The following is a 19,077-nucleotide window of genomic DNA, read 5'->3' on the forward strand; positions in this document are numbered from 1 at the left end:
TTTAGCTGAGGCGTTGAGGACCAGCGCGGATACCCTGCAGCTGGCTGATCCAGACCGGAACGCTAAATGCGGCCTGAGAAGTAAAGTGGGCGTATGTCACGCGACTTACTGTCGCGGGCGGAGTGCCTTCTTGCGTCAGCATCGCGCTGAGCGTATTCAGTAACGCAAGATGGTGCGCCTGGATTGGCAACGGCTCTTCGGCAACAGGCAACGCCTGAGGCGCCATGGCAAAAGAAAGATGGCGGATAACCGTACGAATGGCATGTTGATGCCAGTAATCGACGGTAAAATTTGGGCGGCGATTAGTCGCTTCCAGCAAAGCAAGCTGGCTAAAGTTAACTTTAGCGGATTGATCGTGATTGCTGGCGGTCGCCTTCGCGGGGGTATTGGGTTCAGCAGCATTACCGAGCGCGGGCAGGCCAAAACTCGCCGCGACCATCCCCAACAGGAGATGCGGCCAGAAGTACCGTCTGCCTAACTGTCGCCAACGCGTCAGTATTCCACTCACGTTTTTGCCACCTGATATACCCTGCGTTTGGGGTTACGAATGCAAAACATTTTTTTTGCGCACGAATCTTATCATTAAAGCGTACGCTCCACAGCAGTAATGACAACCGGCCATGGGTAAATATGCTCAAGAAAGCAGCGATCGCACACTATTTTAACCTAGTGGCAGGGAAATATTTGCGTTGGAAAAGGCTGCGCTAATGAGTACATAAAAAAACGACTGGCTCACCTGGCCGGAGAGAGTGCCAGATTTACCAGTCGAATTTATACGACAGTGTATGTCGTTATGCCAGTACGGTCGAAGGTGCTTTGAACGCCAGAGGCAGTTCTGCATCGTCCTGGAAGGTCACATATTCCCAGGCTTCCTGTTTTGCCAGGACCGCCTGCAACAGTTTGTTATTCAATGCATGACCGGATTTATACGCGGTGAATGCACCAATAATGTTGTGACCACACATGAACAAGTCACCAATCGCGTCGAGCATTTTGTGACGAACGAATTCGTCTTCAAAACGCAGACCGTCTTCGTTCAATACGCGATAATCGTCAACAACGATGGCACAATCGAAGCTGCCGCCCAAGGCCAGGCCACGGGACTGCAGATATTCGATATCACGCATGAAGCCGAAAGTACGCGCACGGCTGATCTGACGCATGAACGCATCTGCAGAGAAGTTCATCGCGTAGCGCTGCGTGCTGGCATCAATCGCTGGATGGTTAAAGTCGATGGTAAAATCCAACGAGAAACCATTAAACGGTTTGAATTCAGCCCACTTATCGCCATCTTCGACACGAACGGTCTCTTTGATGCGAACAAATTTCTTAGCGCTGTTCAGTTCTTCAATACCCGCATCAAGCAGCAGGTATACGAATGGAGCAGCACTACCATCCATGATCGGGATTTCCGGGGCGTTAACTTCAATAACAATGTTATCGATACCTAAGCCCGCCAGAGCAGCATTCAGGTGCTCTACGGTTGAAATCCGCACATCATGCTCATTGACCAGACACGTACAGAGCATGGTATCACGCACAGATTTGGCATCGGCCGGGAAATCTACCGGAGGATTCAAGTCGGTGCGACGATAGATGACCCCGGTGTTGGCCGGCGCAGGGCGTAGCGTCAGCGTGACTTTTTTGCCGGTATGTAAACCGACGCCAGTCGCCTGAACGATACGTTTAAGTGTCCTTTGTTTGATCATCGTATAATCTCGCCAAATTAACTATCCAACCGAAGTGTACTATACATTCGGCGGGCCAGTTTAGCACAAAGAGCGCAGATTCCCAAATTCCAGCTAATTCTTAATCAGCTTGCTTACGCAGGAATGCAGGGATATCCAGATAATCCGGCTCTTTAGTGGTTTGCGGTGTATTGTCGTTCACCACTTTCGCTACCGGCTTCTGTTCTTGCGTCAACGGCGCCATGCCGTGTTGCTGGTAACGATCCATTACCGGCTGCTGTACCTGCTTGTTGGTTACCAGAGTGATTTCAGGACGCTTGTCCATACCAATTCCAGTCGCAACAACGGTCACACGCAGTTCGTCGTTCATATCCGGGTCCAGAGAGGTACCGATTACCACGGTCGCGTTATCCGATGCAAAGGCACGGATGGTGTTACCCACGGTTTCGAACTCATCCAGACGCAGGTCGAAGCCCGCAGTAATGTTGACCAGCACGCCGCGTGCGCCGGACAGATCGATGTCTTCCAGCAGCGGAGAAGAGATAGCCATTTCAGCCGCTTCTTCTGCACGGTCTTCACCGCTCGCCACGCCAGAACCCATCATCGCGTAGCCCATTTCGGACATCACGGTGCGTACGTCTGCAAAGTCGACGTTCATCAGGCCCGGACGAGTAATCAGTTCAGCGATACCCTGAACTGCACCTTTCAGTACGTCGTTCGCTGCGCCAAACGCATCCAGCAGGGAGATACCGCGGCCCAGTACTTTCAGCAGTTTGTCATTCGGAATAGTAATTAGAGAGTCCACATGTTTGGACAGCTCGGTGATACCCTGCTCCGCGAATGCCATACGCTTCTTGCCTTCAAAGTTGAAAGGCTTAGTCACGACAGCAACGGTCAGAATACCTAAATCTTTTGCTACTTCAGCAACCACTGGCGCTGCACCGGTACCGGTACCGCCGCCCATGCCTGCTGCGATAAACACCATGTCTGCCCCGTCAAGCGCTGCACGCAGAGCTTCACGATCTTCGTCTGCCGCATTACGGCCGACTTCCGGGTTCGCACCCGCGCCCAGACCTTTGGTGATGCCGCTACCAATCTGAATGGTCTGTCCAACCGCCGTTTTACGCAACGCCTGAGCGTCGGTATTCACTGCGAAGAATTCAACACCTTCGATGCGCTCACGCACCATGTGTTCAACGGCATTACCGCCACCGCCGCCGACGCCGATGACTTTAATCACCGCGTCATTGGTAAGTTCCATAGGTTCAAACATAGTTTCTCTCTCCGTTGTGCCTGTCGCCTGAGACCGTTAATGTGCGATGGTCTCTTTAAAAATTAAAACTCTTTTCGCAGCCAGCTATTGAGTCGTTTGATCCACGAGCCAACTGATGCCGTTACGCGTTTTTCTACTTCAGCCTCACCACTCAAATGGGATTCTTTTCCGTAGTGAAGCAGCCCCACTGCCGTTGAATAATACGGCTCCTGAGCATAATCCGTCAGACCAGTGATATTCAGCGGCGCGCCAATACGTACTTGCGTATGGAACACGCGCTGTGCGCAGGCCGCCAGACCTTCAATTTGCGCAGCACCACCGGTTAACACAATCCCCGCCGCCAGATGATGTTTCACACCCTGCTGGCGAAGCTGTTCTTGTAATTGCAAAATTTCTTCGTTGACCAGGTTGAGCAGCTCGGTATAACGCGGCTCAATGACTTCTGCCAGGGTCTGACGTTGCAGGCTGCGCGGTGGACGACCACCTACGCTTGGCACTTCAACGCTTTCGTCTTTACCCACGATGGACCCCAGCGCACAGCCATGGCGCACTTTAATGGCTTCAGCATCGCTCGGCGGCGTACCAAAGGCATACGCGATATCACTGGTCACTACATTCCCTGCATAAGGGATAACTTTAGTGTGGCGCAACGCCCCGCCAGTATAAACGGCGATGTCCATTGTACCACCACCAATATCCACCACGCAGACACCCAGCTCACGTTCATCTTCCGTCAACACGGAATAACTGGCTGCCAACCCGGCAAAAATCAGTTGGTCAACTTTCAGACCACAACGTTCAACAGCTTTGACAATGTTCTTCGCCATGTCGTTGTGGCAGGTAATAAGGTGGACTTTTGCCTGCATACGTACGCCGGAAAGACCTACCGGATTTTTAATGCCTTCCTGGTAGTCAATGGCGTATTCCTGCGGAATAACGTGCAGAACACGATGTTCGTCGCGAACGCGTACGGATTTTGCCGTATGTACCACGTTTTCCACATCTTCCTGCGTCACTTCCTCTTCGGAAATGGGCACCATACCAATTTCATTTTGACAGCTAATATGTTTACCGGAAAGTGCCAGATACACCGAGGAAATCTGGCAATCTGCCATCAGTTCAGCCTGGTCAATGGCGCGCTGTACGCACTTCACCACTGACTCAAGGTCATTCACCCCGCCTTTATCCATACCTCGCGATGGGCAACTGCCCACGCCAATGATATTGACCATACCGTCGGGCAGAACTTCCCCTACTAAAGCGGCTACCTTCGCGGTGCCAATCTCCAGTCCAACTACCAGTTTTCTGTCCGTCGCCTTGATCATTGTTGTTCTGCCTGTGCCTGATTCTGTTGCTGATTAGATTCCTCAGGAGGCAAGGGAACCCAGCCTACTGCCGCTCCTGAGTCATAACGCAAATCAACGTAGCTAATCCGTTTGCCATCGGTTTGCGCCTGCTGCTGTAAAACCGGGTAGAGTTCCACAAAGCGAGCCAAACGTTTTATCGTATCGCCCCTGCCCAGATTGAGCTTAATATCGTTATTCAGCGTCAACTGCCAGGAACGACGAGCGGTCATCGCCGCTTCCTTCAGGGTGAATCTATCCTTAGCCAGCACCTGCCCCATATCACGGAACCCTTGCAACACTTCACTTGCGCTGCCTTCCGGTCCGTACAACATAGGTAATACCTGCTTATTGGCCCGACCGGTTGGGACGCTGAACGTATTGCCTTCGGCATCCACCATATGCTGGTCATTCCAACGCGCAATGGGCACATATTCAACCAGATGAATCTTCAATTCATCGGGCCATTGCTTTCTGACGCTCGCCTGTTTAATCCAGGGGAGACGTTCAATTTGACTCTGAATGATGTTCACATCCTGAGTCATAAAGGTTCCCGGAGCGCCCAGAGCCAGAATGGACTGACGAATATCGTCATTGCGCGTGTAATGCCGTTCGCCGGTTAACACCAGCTTTGACAATGGCAACCGCTGCGCATCTTCCATCCACCCCAACACTACCCAGCCGCTGACAAACACGGTGCACAGCACTGTCAGCAGGAACAGTATTCCTGCAAGACGCGTTCCATTATTGCGGCGTGAGGAGTTTACTTCTTCTTCATCACCGTTTCGCGTGTTCAGCGCAGCCTGCGACATATCAGTCCGCCAACTCCAGAATTCTTACCACCAACTGCGAGAAGCTCAGGCCAGCCTGACGTGCCGCCATCGGCACCAGGCTGTGGCTGGTCATACCCGGAGAGGTATTCGCTTCCAGCAGATAAAACTGGCCATCGCTGTCCAGCATGACGTCAATGCGACCCCAACCTTTACAGCCCAATGCGGTCCATGCTTTCAGGACTAATTCCTGCAAACGGGCCTCTTGTTCAGCTTCCAGACCTGCAGGGCAGAAATATTGTGTCTCATCAGAGAGATACTTCGCCTCATAATCATAGAAGGTTCCCGCGGGTTGGATACGTATTGACGGTAAAATTTCTTCACCAAGTATCGCAACTGTAAATTCCGGGCCACTGAGCCATTTTTCGATCAGTACTTCTTCATCATGCTGAAAAGCCAATGCTAATGCACCCTGCAAAGCATTTTCTTCTTCAACTTTTGACATCCCTACGCTGGAGCCTTCACGGCTTGGCTTCACAATCAGCGGCAAACCTAACGCAGAAATTTTTGTAACCGATTCATTGCTAAGACCTTTTTCGAACTCAGAGCGGGTCAATGCAACCCAGGGCGCGACGGGTAAACCTGCGCCCTGCCACAGCAGCTTGCTGCGCAGTTTGTCCATCGAAATTGCGGACGCCATGACGCCGCTGCCGGTATATGGCAGGCCAATTTGCTCCAGCATGCCCTGCAACGTGCCATCTTCCCCGCCACGACCGTGCAGCGCAATAAACACCTTCTGAAAACCCATAGATTTCAGAAGAGTGACATCAATCTCTTTAGGGTCAACCGGATGGGCATCGACACCACCTTCACGTAACCCTGCCAGTACGGCCGCGCCGGAATTCAGCGAAACTTCACGCTCTGCGGAGGTTCCTCCTAACAGGACCGCGATTTTATCAGCCATGTTGTTCTTCCTCCGGGTTTTGCGGCTTCAGTTTGATTTCAGCTAAGGAACGCGCGATTTTGCCGATATTTCCAGCGCCCTGCACCAAAATCAGATCGTTGCCGGTTAATACCGGCGCCAGCATGTCTGCCACCTGAGCCGGATCGGATACCAGAATCGGGTCGATCTTACCGCGACCACGGATCGTACGGCACAGCGAGCGGCTGTCAGCCCCCGGAATCGCGGCTTCACCCGCGGCGTATACATCCAGCATCAACAGCGCATCGACCTGAGTCAGCACGTTGGCAAAGTCGTCATATAGATCGCGTGTACGCGTAAAGCGGTGCGGCTGGAACAGCATTACCAGATTTTTGTCCGGCCAGCCCGCGCGTGCAGCTTTAATCGTGGCATCCACTTCCGTTGGGTGATGGCCATAATCATCAACCAGCATCGCCGTCCCGGCTTTACCGTTTACCGGCTCAAGCGGAAATTCGCCGAGGAAGTCAAAACGGCGTCCGGTGCCCTGGAAACTTTCCAGCGCGCGCAGAATTGCGTCGTCTTCAATGCCTTCTTCTGTTGCAACTGCCACCGCCGCCGCCGCGTTCAGCGCATTGTGACGGCCCGGTGCGTTCAATGTCACACGTAAATCGGCCATCCCCTGACGCAGCAGCGTGAAGTGCCCTTGTGGACCAATCTGCTGGTAATCTTCAACGCGCACATCAGCATCATCGCTGAAACCATAGGTTGTGGTTTGACGACCGACGCGCGGCAACAACTCGCGGATCACCGGATCGTCAACGCACATCACCGCACGACCATAAAACGGTAAGTTATGCAGGAAATTAATAAACGTCTGCTTTAAATTTTCGAAGTCGCCATGGTAGGTATCCATATGATCGGCTTCGATATTGGTAACAATCGCCACCATCGGCTGCAAATGTAGGAACGACGCATCACTCTCATCCGCCTCCGCAATTAAATAACGGCTATGACCCAGACGCGCATGGACGCCTGCAGCCTTCACCAGACCGCCGTTGACAAACGTCGGATCCAGCCCCGCTTCCGCGTAGATACTGGAGACCATCGCTGTGGTCGTGGTTTTACCGTGCGTCCCGGCAATGGCGATACCGTGACGAAAACGCATTAATTCAGCCAACATTTCAGCACGACGGATCACCGGAATACGTGCTTCATGCGCCGCAACAATTTCCGGGTTATCCGCAGAAATGGCGCTGGATACCACCACCACGCTCGCATCACGCACGTTTTCCGGGCGATGGTTGAAGAAAATCGTGGCGCCCAGATTCGTCAACTGCTGAGTCACCGGATTCGGCGCCAGGTCAGAACCGCTGATCTGATAACCTTCGTTGGCCAAAACTTCGGCAATACCGCCCATACCAGCACCACCGATGCCGACAAAGTGAATGTGCCGAACGCGACGCATTTCGGGCACTATGGAACGCAGTTTTGCCAGTTGTTGTGTATTCATTCTTTAGCCATTAACTTCTTAGTTCATGCGATGCAAAAGGCATCACCACAATTACGCCCGGGCAGCCCGGCTCACTTCATTAGCAACACGCTCTGTGGCATCCGGTATGGATGCGGCGCGCGCACGTTCTGCCATGGTTAATAAGGTTTCTCGCGACCACCCGGAAAGGGTGTTAGCGACGGCATCCACAGTAAACTGCGGCTGCTCAAGAATTTTGGCGGCGCCCGCTTTCTCCAGCGGCAGCGCATTCCAGTACTGCTGTCGGTCTTTGTGCTGGAAAGGCACAAACAGCGCAGGCAAACCTGCGGCAGCAATTTCACTTACCGTCAGCGCACCTGAGCGACAAACTACGACATCCGCCCACGCGTAGGCGGCTGCCATATCATCAATAAACTCAGTGACCTTGTGCTGCGGTTGTCCAGCGTCAGCATATGCCTGTTCAACGGTTTGCTGCGCACCTTTGCCGCTCTGATGCCAAATAGTCACCGCGTCACCAAGCTCTGCGGCAACCTGCGGCATCGTCTGGTTCAATACGCGTGCACCCTGAGACCCCCCGACGACCAGCACGCGAACCGGGCCTTCACGCCCTGCCAGACGTACTTCGGGCGACGGCAGCGCCAGAACGTCGGTGCGTACCGGGTTACCCACCACTTCCGCATTCGGGAAAGCGCCAGGAAAAGCCTGCATCACCGTAGTGGCAATTTTCGCCAGCCACTTGTTGGTTAATCCCGCAATGCCATTCTGCTCATGCAGTACAACCGGAATGCCTAATGACCAGGCTGCCAGACCGCCAGGGCCTGACACGTAGCCGCCCATACCCAGCACCACATCAGGCTTAAACTGCTTCATGATGGCGCGCGCCTGACGCCAGGCATTAAAAATACGCACGGGGGCGGCAAGCAGAGCGTTGACACCTTTGCCACGCAAACCGGAGATGCGAATAAAGTCAATTTCAATGCCATGCTTCGGCACTAAGTCCGCTTCCATACGATCGGCGGTGCCCAGCCAACGAACTTGCCAGCCCTGAGCCATTAAATGATGCGCGACCGCCAGCCCCGGGAACACATGCCCGCCGGTACCGCCTGCCATCACCATTAACCGCTTCGGTTGACCACTCATCGTGCACCTCGTGTAAACGCCTGGGCTTTTTCCAGACGCGTTTCATAATCAATACGTAACAAAAACATGATGGCCGTCGACATAATCAACAAACTGGAACCACCATAACTGATCAGCGGTAACGTCAGACCTTTGGTTGGCAGCATACCAGCTGCCGCACCGACGTTTACCAGCGCCTGGAAGCTAAACCAAATCCCGATGGAGCAGGCTAAAAAACCTGAAAAACGGTGGTCAATTTCCAGCGCTTTGCGGCCAATCGACATCGCGCGAAAAGCGACGAAGAATACCATTAAAAGTGCCAATACCACACCGATATAACCCAGCTCTTCCCCAATGATGGCGAAGATGAAGTCGGTGTGCGCTTCCGGTAAATATTCCAGTTTTTGCACCGAATTACCTAACCCCTGTCCCCAAATCTCACCGCGACCAAAAGCCATCAGCGATTGCGTTAACTGGTAGCCGCTGCCAAACGGATCTTCCCATGGGTTCCAGAAGGAGGTTACGCGGCGAATACGATACGGTTCGGCAAGGATCAGCAGCACTACCGCCGAAATCCCCATACCGATAATGGCAATGAACTGCCACAGTTTCGCTCCAGCAAGAAACAGCATCGCCAGCGTCGTGACAAACAGCACCACTACCGTACCAAGGTCAGGCTGCGCCAGCAGCAAGATTGCCAGCACCAGAATCACACCCATCGGCTTTAAGAAGCCGCGCAGGTTGTTACGCACTTCATCGACTTTACGCACCAGGTAGTTGGCGAGATAACAGAACAGCGACAGCTTGGTGAATTCCGCAGGCTGAATACGCAGTGGACCCAACGCGATCCAGCGCGATGCCCCGTTAACGGAGCTCCCCACCACCAGAACGATCAACAACATGATGATCGAGGCGATCAGCATCGTCGTGCTGTACTTTTGCCAGAACTCCATCGGCAGACGTAGCGTCACCATCGCCAGACAGAACGCGAGGAAGATATACAGCGCGTCACGTTTAGCGAACAGGAAGGGATCGCCTGCCAGGCGTTGCCCTACGGGCATCGATGCCGATGTCACCATCACAAAACCGATCGCTGCCAGACCAAAAGTCAGCCACAGCAGCATGCGGTCATACATGATCAGGCTGTCCGCGTCTTTATCACGCGAAGCCATCACCCAGCCTTTAAGTGCCGCGAAGATCCACGCCAGGACACCCAGTCCCGGTACGCGCGGCATTTTCAGACGAGGGAGAGAGAAGCGCATCAACCCAACTCCTTCGCCAAACGGGTAAAGACGTCACCACGTTGCTCAAAGTTCTTGAACTGGTCAAGGCTGGCACAGGCTGGCGACAGCAGCACCATATCACCCGACTTCACACGCGGTGCGAGCAGACGCATTGCCTGCTCCATGGTTTCAGTGTGTTCCGCAACCTCAGGACGCAGAGCGGCAAGCTGTGCGCCATCGCGACCAAAGCAGTACAGACGAATGTTGTCGCCAGTCAGGTAACGTTGCAGCGGCATAAAGTCGGCGGATTTTCCGTCGCCGCCCAGCAGCAGGTGCAGCGTGCCGTCAACGTGCAGGCCATTCAGCGCGGCTTCAGTGCTGCCGACGTTGGTCGCTTTTGAATCGTTGATCCAACGCACGCCGTTATGATTCAGTACCAACTGGAAACGGTGCGCCAGGCCGGTAAAAGTGGTCAGCGCTTTCAGGCTCGACGCCCGTGGTAAACCTGCGGCATCCGCCAGCGCCAGCGCCGCCAGGGCGTTGGTATAGTTATGCTGACCGGAAAGCGTCATCTCTTTCACGTTGAGGACTTTTTCCCCTTTCACCCGCAGCCAGGTTTCGCCCTGCTGACGATTAAGGTGATAGTCCCCCATATTGACGCCAAAGCTCACGCAGCGCTCATCCGCCCCGCGAACCGGCATGGTCAGCGCATCATCAGCATTGACCACACACACTTTCGCATTCTCATAGACACGCAGTTTGGCCGCACGGTACTGCTGCAAGCCAAACGGATACCTGTCCATATGATCTTCGGTGACGTTCAAAATGGTGGCCGCCACGGCCTGTAAACTGGAGGTTGTTTCCAGTTGGAAGCTCGACAGCTCGAGAACATACAACTCGCGTTCGTCATCCAGCAGCATCAACGCGGGTAAGCCGATATTTCCGCCAACCCCCACGTTCACGCCGGCAGCTTTCGCCATCTCGCCGACCAGCGTAGTGACGGTGCTTTTCCCGTTGGACCCGGTGATCGCGACGATCGGCGCCTGTGCTTCGCGACAGAACAGCTCAATGTCGCCAACAATTTCAATCCCGGCATCAGCAGCAGCGCTCAACGAAGGGTGCGCCAGGGCAATACCAGGGCTGGCGACGATGAGATCGGCAGCCAGCAGCCAGTCATCATTCAGGCTACCAACATGACGCTCAACCGCTTCCGGTAATTTATCCAGACCAGGCGGCGTCGCACGGGTATCCATTACGCGCGGCGTCACGCCACGCGCCAGGAAGAAATCCACGCAGGACAGTCCGGTCAACCCCAGACCGATAATGACGACTTTTTTACCCTGGTAATCAGCCATGATTAACGTACCTTCAGCGTTGCCAGGCCAATCAGCACCAGCATCAGCGAAATAATCCAGAAGCGCACAATGACGCGCGGTTCCGGCCAGCCTTTCAGTTCATAGTGATGGTGAATCGGCGCCATACGGAAGATGCGCTGTCCGCGCAGCTTAAAGGAGCCAACCTGCAGAATGACCGACAGTGTTTCCACAACAAATACGCCGCCCATGATTACCAGCAGGAACTCTTGACGCAGCAGCACGGCAATAATGCCCAGCGCGCCACCCAGCGCCAGCGAACCGACGTCACCCATAAAGACCTGCGCCGGATAGGTGTTAAACCACAGGAAACCTAATCCCGCACCGACAATCGCCGTACAGACGATCACCAGTTCGCCTGCATGGCGTAAATAGGGAATGTGCAGATAGTTGGCAAAGTTCATGTTACCGGTAGCCCATGCCACCAGCGCAAAACCCGCTGCTACGAACACGGTCGGCATAATCGCCAGACCATCCAGGCCATCGGTAAGATTGACCGCGTTGCCGGTCCCCACAATCACGAAGTACGCCAGCAGAACATAGAACAGACCCAGTTGCGGCATCACGTCTTTAAAGAACGGCACCACCAGCTCGGTAGCCGGGGTGTCTTTACCGGCGAGGTACAGCGCAAAGGCTACACCCAGCGCAATCACCGACATCCAGAAGTACTTCCAGCGGGCAATCAGGCCCTTGGTATCTTTGCGCACCACTTTGCGGTAGTCATCGACAAAACCGATAATGCCGTAGCCAATCAATACCACCAGCACGCACCATACGTACGGGTTCGACGGATATGCCCACAGCAGTACGGAGATAACTATCGCGGTGAGGATCATGATCCCACCCATGGTTGGCGTACCGCGTTTACTGAAGTGCGATTCCGGACCATCGTTACGTACGACCTGTCCAAAGGACATTTTTTGTAAGCGGGCAATCATGCGCGGGCCCATCCACAAAGAGATGAACAGCGCGGTCAGCAGGCTGACGATGGCGCGAAACGTCAGATAGGAAAAGACGTTAAAGCCGGAATAATATTTGACCAAATGTTCGGCCAGCCAAACTAACATGTCCCATTCTCCTGTAATGCGCGTACTACCTCTTCCATGGCGGCACTACGTGAACCCTTCACTAAAATCGTCATGACCTGATGTTCTGCAATCAATGCTTTAAGATGCGCGGCCAGCGCACTTTTATCCGCAAAATGTTCGCCAACGCCACTGGCGTCGCTAATTGCCTGACTCAGTTTTCCCGTACTCAGTACACAGTCGATGCCTGCGGCTTTCGCAGCAACACCCACCTGTACATGGCATGTTTCGCTTTCTGCGCCAAGCTCTGCCATATCGCCAACGACCAGTACGCGATAGCCCGGCATTTCAGACAGCACCTGCACCGCTGCGGTCATCGAACCGACGTTCGCGTTATAGGAGTCGTCCAGCAGCAGCTGATTTTCCGCGAGTTGAATCGGGAACAGACGCCCCGGTACCGCTTGCAGATCCTTCAAACCCGCTTTGATCGCCTCGTGCGTCGCGCCTACCGCCATAGAGAGCGCCGCCGCCGCAAGGGCGTTAGCGATATTATGGCGACCCGGTAACGGCAGCAGGACATCAATGCTTCCGGTCGGCGTTTGCAGAGAAAATTCCGTGCCATGCGAGGTCACATGAACGTTGGTCGCCGAAAAGTCGCTATTGGCTGCATTCGGGGAGAAACGCCAGACTTTGCGATCGCCGATGATGCTTTGCCAGTTCAGCCAGTCGTTGTTGTCGGCATTCATAATGGCGATACCGTTCGCTGACAGACCGGTAAAAATCTCACCTTTTGCCTTCGCAACGCCCGCCAGAGAGCCGAAGCCTTCCAGGTGCGCGGCGGCCAGGTTGTTCACCAGCGCCGCTTCCGGACGCGTCAGGCCGACGGTCCAGGCGATTTCGCCCTGATGGTTGGCACCGAGCTCAATCACGGCATAGTCGTAATCGTTGTTTAAGCGCAGCAGCGTCATCGGTACACCGATGTCGTTATTCAGGTTGCCCGCGGTATATAGGGTGTTACCACACTGGCTCAGAATGGCAGCCGTCATCTCTTTGACGGACGTTTTACCGGATGAGCCGGTCAGCGCGACAACGCGCGCCGGAACCTGGGCGCGAACCCACGCAGCCAGTTCACCAAACGCCAGACGCGTATCGTTAACAATCAGCTGCGGCAGGTTGGTGTCCAACGGACGGCTGACCAACAGCGCACCGGCCCCGCTCTCTTGCGCTTTGTCTGCAAAATCATGGGCATCAAAGCGTTCGCCTTTCAGTGCCACAAACAGGCAGCCCGGCGTCACTTTACGCGTATCGGTTGTTACGGCATCAAGGGTCAGATCGGCCCCTTTCAATTCGCCACGGAGGATCTCCGCCAGTTGGCTGAGCGTTACGCTAATCATGCGATAACCCCCAGCAGACGCGCTGCCGTGACGCGGTCAGAATAATCGAGGCGCTGTGAACCAACGATCTGGTAGTCTTCATGACCTTTACCGGCCACCAGCACCACATCATTTTCTTTCGCCTGCATAATGGCGTTTGTCACCGCTTCTGCGCGACCTTCCATCACCTTCGCCTGTCCGGCATCCAGCATCCCCGCCAGAATGTCGTTAATAATGGCGCGCGGCTCTTCGGTACGCGGGTTGTCATCAGTCACCACGACAACATCTGCAAACTGCTCGGCAATTGCGCCCATCAACGGACGTTTGCCTTTATCGCGATCGCCGCCGCAGCCAAAGACGCACCACAGTTTGCCAGTACAGTGCAAACGTGCCGCCTGTAGCGCTTTTTCCAGCGCATCTGGCGTATGGGCGTAATCAACAACCACGGTGGTTTTACCCGGCGCACTGAACACTTCCATACGCCCGCAAACCGGCTGCAATTGTGTCGCCGTTTTCAGTAAATCAGCTAACGGATAGCCCAGTGCCAGCAGCGTTGCCAGCGCCAGCAGCAGATTGCTGACGTTAAACGCCCCCATCAGGCGGCTTTCAATTTCACCGTCGCCCCATGAGGAGGTAAAACGAATCGTTGCCCCGCTGTCGTGATACTTCACGTCAACCGCTTTTAACCAACGACCGTGACAGTTCGGGTTGATGTGGTCTTCCATCGAAACGGCAACCGCATCCGGGAGTTTCGCCAGCCAGCGACGACCGACTTCATCATCCGCATTGACGATGGCCTGACCGCAATGGTGCGTGGAATACAGCAGCCATTTCGCGGCTTCGTAATGTTCCATGTCGCCGTGGTAGTCGAGATGGTCACGGCTTAAGTTAGTAAATACTGATGCGGCAAACTTCAGCGCCGCCACGCGATGCTGAACCAGACCGTGTGAAGAGACTTCCATTGCGCCAACCGTTGCGCCCTGCGCAACCAGCCCCGCCAGCACATGCTGGACATCAACGGCTGAACCGGTGGTATTTTCCGTCGGGATCACTTTGCCCAGCAGGCCATTGCCTACTGTTCCCATCACCGCGCTGGTTTCGCCAAGCAGTTGGCTCCACTGTGCCAGCAGTTGGGTGGTGGTGGTTTTACCGTTGGTCCCGGTCACACCGACCAGACGCATTTTCTCAGAAGGCTCGTGGTAAAAACGGCCTGCCAGTGCAGATAAACGTTCGTTAAGCTGACTAAGATAGATGACCGGAACGCCGTGCATTTCACGGATTTCACCATCAGTAGCTTCATCTTTCGCTTCTGCAATAATGGCAGCCACACCTTGCGCTATCGCCTGCGGGATATACCGACGCCCGTCCGCCTGATGACCTAATACTGCGACAAAGAGATCGCCCGATGCAGCCACACGGCTGTCAAGCGTCATCTCCCGCAGTGCTCGCTCCGGTGCACCCGGCACCCATGGAGCAAGAAGGTCGCGCAAATTACGATCTGCCACCTGTTGCCTCGCCTTGATTATTCACAAATTCATTTTTATCGCCCGTTGTCAGCGCATCCGGCTCGATGTTCATGGTACGCAGTACGCCGCCCATGATGGCACCAAAGACCGGCGCGGAAACGGCGCCACCGTAGTATTTACCCGCCTGCGGATCGTTGATAACAACAACCAGCGCGAAGCGCGGCTGACTCGCAGGCGCAACGCCTGCGGTATAAGCAATGTATTTGTTGATGTAGCGGCCATCCGGCCCTACTTTTTTCGCCGTACCGGTTTTAATGGCGATACGATAGCCTTTAATCGCCGCCTTCACGCCGCCGCCACCGGGCAGCGCCACGCTTTCCATCATGTGCACCACGGTGCGTACGGTCGCTTCCGGGAAGATACGCTCGCCCGGAACTGGAGGGTCAACTTTAGTAATCGACAGTGGGCGATAAACGCCGTAACTGCCGAGCGTTGCATAGACTCGCGCTAACTGTAACGGCGTTACCATTAGCCCATAGCCGAAAGAGAAGGTGGCCCTCTCTATGTCAGACCACCGTTGTTTTTGAGGATATAAGCCACTGCGTTCTCCGACCAACCCCAAATTGGTCGCTTTTCCCAGCCCAAAACGTGAGTAAGTATCTACTAACGCTGAGGACGGCATCGCTAACGCCAGCTTGGAAACACCGACGTTACTCGACTTCTGCAAAACCCCGGTGAGGGTTAATTCGCTATAACGTGCCACGTCTTTGATTTCGTGACCATTAATTCGGTAAGGGATAGTGTTGAGGACCGTATTTTCGCGTACCACACCGCGCTGCAGCGCGGTCATCACCACCATCGGTTTAACGGTAGAACCCGGTTCAAACACGTCGGTAATGGTGCGGTTACGCATCGCGTCTTTTGGCGTACCGGTGAGATTGTTCGGGTTGTAGGACGGACTGTTGGCCATTGCCAGCACTTCACCGGTGTTCACATCCACCAGTACCGCACTGCCTGACTCCGCCTTGTTGAACGCCACGGCGTTATTCAGTTCACGGTAGACCAGTGCCTGTAAACGCTCATCAATGCTCAACGCGAGGTTATGCGCCGCCTGGCTGTCGGTAGAAGAGATATCTTCAATGACGCGGCCATACCGGTCTTTACGTACAATACGCTCGCCCGGTTGTCCGGTGAGCCACTTGTCGAAGCTCTTCTCAACGCCTTCAATGCCCTGGCTGTCGACGTTCGTAAAACCGATGAGGTGAGCAGTCACTTCCCCGGAAGGGTAGTAACGGCGGGATTCTTCTCGCAGATGGATACCTGGCAGCTTCAGTTTTTTGATGTAATCAGCCATGTCAGGGTTTACCTGACGCGCCAGATAGATAAAGCGCCCTTTCGGGTTGGCGTTAATGCGGGAAGCCAGTTGATCGAGCGGGGGATTCAGCGCGGTTGACAGCGCTCTCCAGCGTTCGCCAACGCTCACTCCGCCGGCATCATGTACTTCTTTCGGGTCGGCCCATATAGCTTTAACCGGAACACTCACCGCCAGCGGACGACCAGAGCGGTCGGTAATCATTCCGCGCGATGTAGACACTTCCTGGACGCGTAGAGAGCGCATATCACCCTGACGCACCAGCATGTCCGGCGCGATGATTTGCAGCCAGGCAACGCGACCCAGTAGAAAACCCAGTGCCAGCAAAATACAGCCGCACAGTAACGCAAAACGCCAACTGATAAAGTTGGCTTGTTCTTCCTGGCGTTTTGGTTTGTGCGTTTTTGCCGCTGCTTTCATGCGTCGCGTTTATCCTTATTTTTGTACTACGATATTTTCTTGTGAGGGATCGACATGCTGCATTTGCAGCTTTTCCGTTGCGATCCGTTCAACACGGCTATGGTCGCCGAGCGCGTTCTCCTCAAGGATCAAGTTACGCCATTCGATATCCAGCGCATCTCGCTCCAGGACCAGTTGCTCACGCTGCGCAGTCAGTAACCGCGTGTGGTGCGCTGTTGTCACGACGGTAACCGCCGTCAAAATAATGCAAATGAACAGGCAGAGTGGCAGCTTCCCAAACCGCAAAAGATCGTCACCGATCACGCCAGGCAAGGCATGGCGCTCGTTGCTTCCTATCGATCCTTTAACTTTGCTGAGGGCTTCTGTCACTCTGCTGATCATGCGTTCGTCCTCTCTGCAATACGCAGAACTGAACTACGGGCACGAGGATTCTCAGCGACCTCTTCTTCACCCGGCATCATCTTGCCTAGTGCTCTTAACTCACGGCCGCCCAGTTTTTTGATCTGCGCTTCGGTCATCGGTATTCCAGCCGGTACCTGAGGACCACGGCTTTGTTCACGCATAAAGCGTTTCACAATGCGGTCTTCAAGCGAATGGAAACTGATGATCGAAAGGCGACCACCTGGAGCCAGCACGCTGAGCGAGCTTTTTAGCGCCTGCTCTATCTCCTCCAGTTCACTGTTCACCCAAATGCGCACCGCCTGGAAGGTACGGGTCGCGGGATGTTTGAATTTGTCCTTCACCGGCATTGCCGCCGCAATAACTTCCGCCAGTTCTTTGGTGCGGGTCATCGGTTCGATGCGGTTACGCTCCACGATGGCTCGGGCAATGCGTTTGCCGAAGCGCTCTTCGCCAAAGGTTTTAATCACCCAGGCAATGTCTGCTTCATCGGCGGTTTGCAGCCATTCGGCCGCTGACTGACCGCGTGTTGGGTCCATACGCATATCTAACGGACCGTCACGCATAAACGAAAAACCGCGCTCTGCGTCATCGAGCTGCGGTGAAGAAACGCCCAGATCGAGAAGAATCCCGTCGATCTTACCGGTCAGTCCACGCTCAGCGACATAGTCAGCCAGCGCAGAGAAAGGTCCATGTACGATGGAGAAGCGAGGATCGGTAATCGTTTTAGCAACGGCAATAGCCTGCGGATCGCGATCGATTGCCAGTAAACGCCCCTCTTCGCCAAGCTGGGAGAGGATCAGACGTGAGTGACCACCGCGACCAAATGTCCCGTCAATGTAGATGCCGTCTGGACGAATATTCAGGCCGTTTACGGCTTCATCCAGCAACACCGTTGTATGTTTATAATTTTCCGTCATTTTATAGAGACAAATCCTGCAATCGTTCCGACAACGCGCCAGTAACAGACTGCTCAGCGTCGATATCTTCCTTGACCTGTTGATACCAGGTCGTTTCATCCCACAGCTCAAACTTATTGAACTGCCCAACCAGCATCACTTCTTTCGTTAGCCCTGCGTGTTGCCGCAGAATAGGCGCTATCAGTAATCGACCAGCGTTATCCATCTGACATTCGCTGGCATGACCCAACAATAAGCGCTGTACGCGACGCTCAACTGGATTCATGCTCGACAGACGCGATAGCTTCTGCTCGATTATTTCCCATTCAGGCAGGGGGTACAGCAGCAGGCACGGGTGATGGATGTCAATGGTGCAAACCATTTGACCGGTAGCGCTCTCAAGCAGTTGATCCCGATAACGGGTAGGCACAGATAAGCGCCCTTTACTGTCGAGATTAACTAACGTTGCTCCCCGGAACATGCCAGTCTCACCCCCGATTACCACTTTATCCCACAAATTCCCACTTAAAGGAGTTTACGGAGCGGAGGAAAACCTTGTCAAGCAAGTCGCGGCGCTTAGCGGAGCAAAAAACCCATTGTTTACGGCTAATATCAGCGTTGAACAAAATCCGTACAGCAAACGAAGCAAATTAACGTCATGAATATTTGTAAGAAAAAAATCCAACAACTCATCATTGTTTAAAACAACTGAATATCATCAGAAGAAAATATAAAGTGTCAGTTTGCGACGCGAGCGGCATTTTAGGACAATATGCAGCGAGTTAACAGTACCAGTTAATCGGTCTGTACGCCGCGCAGGACCAAGGTAAGCACCAGATGGCCGCAATACGAGAGCAAAGTGTTTGTTAATTCGGCAAATCCACACATGCATGTAACAAAATAATACAACCGTAACGCGTCGT

17 protein-coding genes are annotated in these 19,077 nt (G+C 54.1%); all 17 read right to left on the reverse strand.

Going from position 1 to position 19,077, the window contains the following annotated elements; genetic code table 11:
- Nucleotide 1: 1 nt before the first annotated feature.
- Nucleotides 2–508: a secA translation cis-regulator SecM gene (gene secM / locus OGV89_RS14975; RefSeq protein ID WP_003018748.1), complete on the reverse strand. Its 507-nt coding sequence runs from the start codon at nt 506–508 to the stop codon at nt 2–4.
- A gap of 283 nt (nt 509–791) precedes the next feature.
- On the reverse strand, nt 792–1,709 hold the full coding sequence (lpxC, locus tag OGV89_RS14980; protein ID WP_003018750.1) for a UDP-3-O-acyl-N-acetylglucosamine deacetylase: 918 nt from the start codon (nt 1,707–1,709) through the stop codon (nt 792–794).
- A 100-nt stretch (nt 1,710–1,809) separates the two neighbouring features.
- The gene (gene ftsZ / locus OGV89_RS14985) at nt 1,810–2,961 is read right to left on the reverse strand and encodes a cell division protein FtsZ (RefSeq protein WP_003018753.1); all 1,152 of its coding nucleotides are present in this window, start codon (nt 2,959–2,961) and stop codon (nt 1,810–1,812) included.
- Between the two features lie 62 nt (nt 2,962–3,023).
- Nucleotides 3,024–4,286: a cell division protein FtsA gene (ftsA, locus tag OGV89_RS14990; RefSeq protein ID WP_003018755.1), complete on the reverse strand. Its 1,263-nt coding sequence runs from the start codon at nt 4,284–4,286 to the stop codon at nt 3,024–3,026.
- Nucleotides 4,283–5,116 (reverse strand): cell division protein FtsQ, encoded by an 834-nt coding sequence (gene ftsQ / locus OGV89_RS14995; protein WP_003018758.1) that lies wholly within the window; start codon nt 5,114–5,116, stop codon nt 4,283–4,285. Before ftsQ ends, ftsA begins: the two co-directional genes overlap by 4 nt.
- 1 nt (nt 5,117) lies before the next feature.
- Nucleotides 5,118–6,038, reverse strand: a complete 921-nt coding sequence (locus OGV89_RS15000) for a D-alanine--D-alanine ligase (RefSeq protein ID WP_003837439.1) — start codon at nt 6,036–6,038, stop codon at nt 5,118–5,120.
- Entirely contained in the window at nt 6,031–7,506 is a 1,476-nt protein-coding gene (gene murC / locus OGV89_RS15005; RefSeq protein WP_003018763.1) for a UDP-N-acetylmuramate--L-alanine ligase, read from the reverse strand. Before murC ends, OGV89_RS15000 begins: the two co-directional genes overlap by 8 nt.
- Before the next feature lie 51 nt (nt 7,507–7,557).
- Nucleotides 7,558–8,625: an undecaprenyldiphospho-muramoylpentapeptide beta-N-acetylglucosaminyltransferase gene (murG, locus tag OGV89_RS15010; RefSeq protein WP_003018767.1), complete on the reverse strand. Its 1,068-nt coding sequence runs from the start codon at nt 8,623–8,625 to the stop codon at nt 7,558–7,560.
- A complete protein-coding gene (gene ftsW, locus OGV89_RS15015) occupies nt 8,622–9,866 on the reverse strand; it encodes a cell division protein FtsW (RefSeq protein WP_003018770.1) in 1,245 nt (414 codons plus the stop codon). Before ftsW ends, murG begins: the two co-directional genes overlap by 4 nt.
- The gene (gene murD, locus OGV89_RS15020; protein ID WP_200082696.1) at nt 9,866–11,182 is read right to left on the reverse strand and encodes a UDP-N-acetylmuramoyl-L-alanine--D-glutamate ligase; all 1,317 of its coding nucleotides are present in this window, start codon (nt 11,180–11,182) and stop codon (nt 9,866–9,868) included. The genes ftsW and murD overlap by 1 nt, the downstream gene beginning before the upstream one ends.
- 2 nt (nt 11,183–11,184) lie before the next feature.
- A complete protein-coding gene (mraY, locus tag OGV89_RS15025; RefSeq protein WP_003018774.1) occupies nt 11,185–12,267 on the reverse strand; it encodes a phospho-N-acetylmuramoyl-pentapeptide-transferase in 1,083 nt (360 codons plus the stop codon).
- Complete coding sequence (murF, locus tag OGV89_RS15030) at nt 12,261–13,619, reverse strand: UDP-N-acetylmuramoyl-tripeptide--D-alanyl-D-alanine ligase (protein WP_204529145.1); 1,359 nt, start codon at nt 13,617–13,619, stop codon at nt 12,261–12,263. The genes mraY and murF overlap by 7 nt, the downstream gene beginning before the upstream one ends.
- Nucleotides 13,616–15,103 carry a UDP-N-acetylmuramoyl-L-alanyl-D-glutamate--2,6-diaminopimelate ligase gene (murE, locus tag OGV89_RS15035; protein WP_003018780.1) on the reverse strand — a complete coding sequence of 496 codons (1,488 nt, stop codon included), beginning with the start codon at nt 15,101–15,103 and terminating at the stop codon, nt 13,616–13,618. Before murE ends, murF begins: the two co-directional genes overlap by 4 nt.
- The gene (ftsI, locus tag OGV89_RS15040) at nt 15,090–16,856 is read right to left on the reverse strand and encodes a peptidoglycan glycosyltransferase FtsI (protein ID WP_286558872.1); all 1,767 of its coding nucleotides are present in this window, start codon (nt 16,854–16,856) and stop codon (nt 15,090–15,092) included. The genes murE and ftsI overlap by 14 nt, the downstream gene beginning before the upstream one ends.
- 15 nt (nt 16,857–16,871) lie before the next feature.
- On the reverse strand, nt 16,872–17,237 hold the full coding sequence (gene ftsL, locus OGV89_RS15045) for a cell division protein FtsL (RefSeq protein WP_000625651.1): 366 nt from the start codon (nt 17,235–17,237) through the stop codon (nt 16,872–16,874).
- The gene (gene rsmH / locus OGV89_RS15050) at nt 17,234–18,175 is read right to left on the reverse strand and encodes a 16S rRNA (cytosine(1402)-N(4))-methyltransferase RsmH (RefSeq protein WP_003018789.1); all 942 of its coding nucleotides are present in this window, start codon (nt 18,173–18,175) and stop codon (nt 17,234–17,236) included. The genes ftsL and rsmH overlap by 4 nt, the downstream gene beginning before the upstream one ends.
- Nucleotide 18,176: 1 nt before the next feature.
- Nucleotides 18,177–18,635, reverse strand: coding sequence for a division/cell wall cluster transcriptional repressor MraZ (mraZ, locus tag OGV89_RS15055; RefSeq protein ID WP_003018792.1), 459 nt, complete (start codon nt 18,633–18,635; stop codon nt 18,177–18,179).
- Nucleotides 18,636–19,077 lie beyond the last annotated feature (442 nt).

Origin of the sequence: Citrobacter sp. Cf125, assembly GCF_030333935.1 — a bacterium.
In the GTDB taxonomy this organism is placed as follows: domain Bacteria; phylum Pseudomonadota; class Gammaproteobacteria; order Enterobacterales; family Enterobacteriaceae; genus Citrobacter; species Citrobacter freundii.

Bases quoted from the DNA above. Each gene is read 5' to 3' on its own strand.
- lpxC (WP_003018750.1), bottom strand. From the start codon at position 1,709: ATGATCAAACAAAGGACACTTAAACGTATCGTTCAGGCGACTGGCGTC.
- ftsZ (WP_003018753.1), bottom strand. From the start codon at position 2,961: ATGTTTGAACCTATGGAACTTACCAATGACGCGGTGATTAAAGTCATC.
- ftsA (WP_003018755.1), bottom strand. From the start codon at position 4,286: ATGATCAAGGCGACGGACAGAAAACTGGTAGTTGGACTGGAGATTGGC.
- ftsQ (WP_003018758.1), bottom strand. From the start codon at position 5,116: ATGTCGCAGGCTGCGCTGAACACGCGAAACGGTGATGAAGAAGAAGTA.
- OGV89_RS15000 (WP_003837439.1), bottom strand. From the start codon at position 6,038: ATGGCTGATAAAATCGCGGTCCTGTTAGGAGGAACCTCCGCAGAGCGT.
- murC (WP_003018763.1), bottom strand. From the start codon at position 7,506: ATGAATACACAACAACTGGCAAAACTGCGTTCCATAGTGCCCGAAATG.
- murG (WP_003018767.1), bottom strand. From the start codon at position 8,625: ATGAGTGGTCAACCGAAGCGGTTAATGGTGATGGCAGGCGGTACCGGC.
- ftsW (WP_003018770.1), bottom strand. From the start codon at position 9,866: ATGCGCTTCTCTCTCCCTCGTCTGAAAATGCCGCGCGTACCGGGACTG.
- murD (WP_200082696.1), bottom strand. From the start codon at position 11,182: ATGGCTGATTACCAGGGTAAAAAAGTCGTCATTATCGGTCTGGGGTTG.
- mraY (WP_003018774.1), bottom strand. From the start codon at position 12,267: ATGTTAGTTTGGCTGGCCGAACATTTGGTCAAATATTATTCCGGCTTT.
- murF (WP_204529145.1), bottom strand. From the start codon at position 13,619: ATGATTAGCGTAACGCTCAGCCAACTGGCGGAGATCCTCCGTGGCGAA.
- ftsI (WP_286558872.1), bottom strand. From the start codon at position 16,856: ATGAAAGCAGCGGCAAAAACGCACAAACCAAAACGCCAGGAAGAACAA.
- ftsL (WP_000625651.1), bottom strand. From the start codon at position 17,237: ATGATCAGCAGAGTGACAGAAGCCCTCAGCAAAGTTAAAGGATCGATA.
- rsmH (WP_003018789.1), bottom strand. From the start codon at position 18,175: ATGACGGAAAATTATAAACATACAACGGTGTTGCTGGATGAAGCCGTA.
- mraZ (WP_003018792.1), bottom strand. From the start codon at position 18,635: ATGTTCCGGGGAGCAACGTTAGTTAATCTCGACAGTAAAGGGCGCTTA.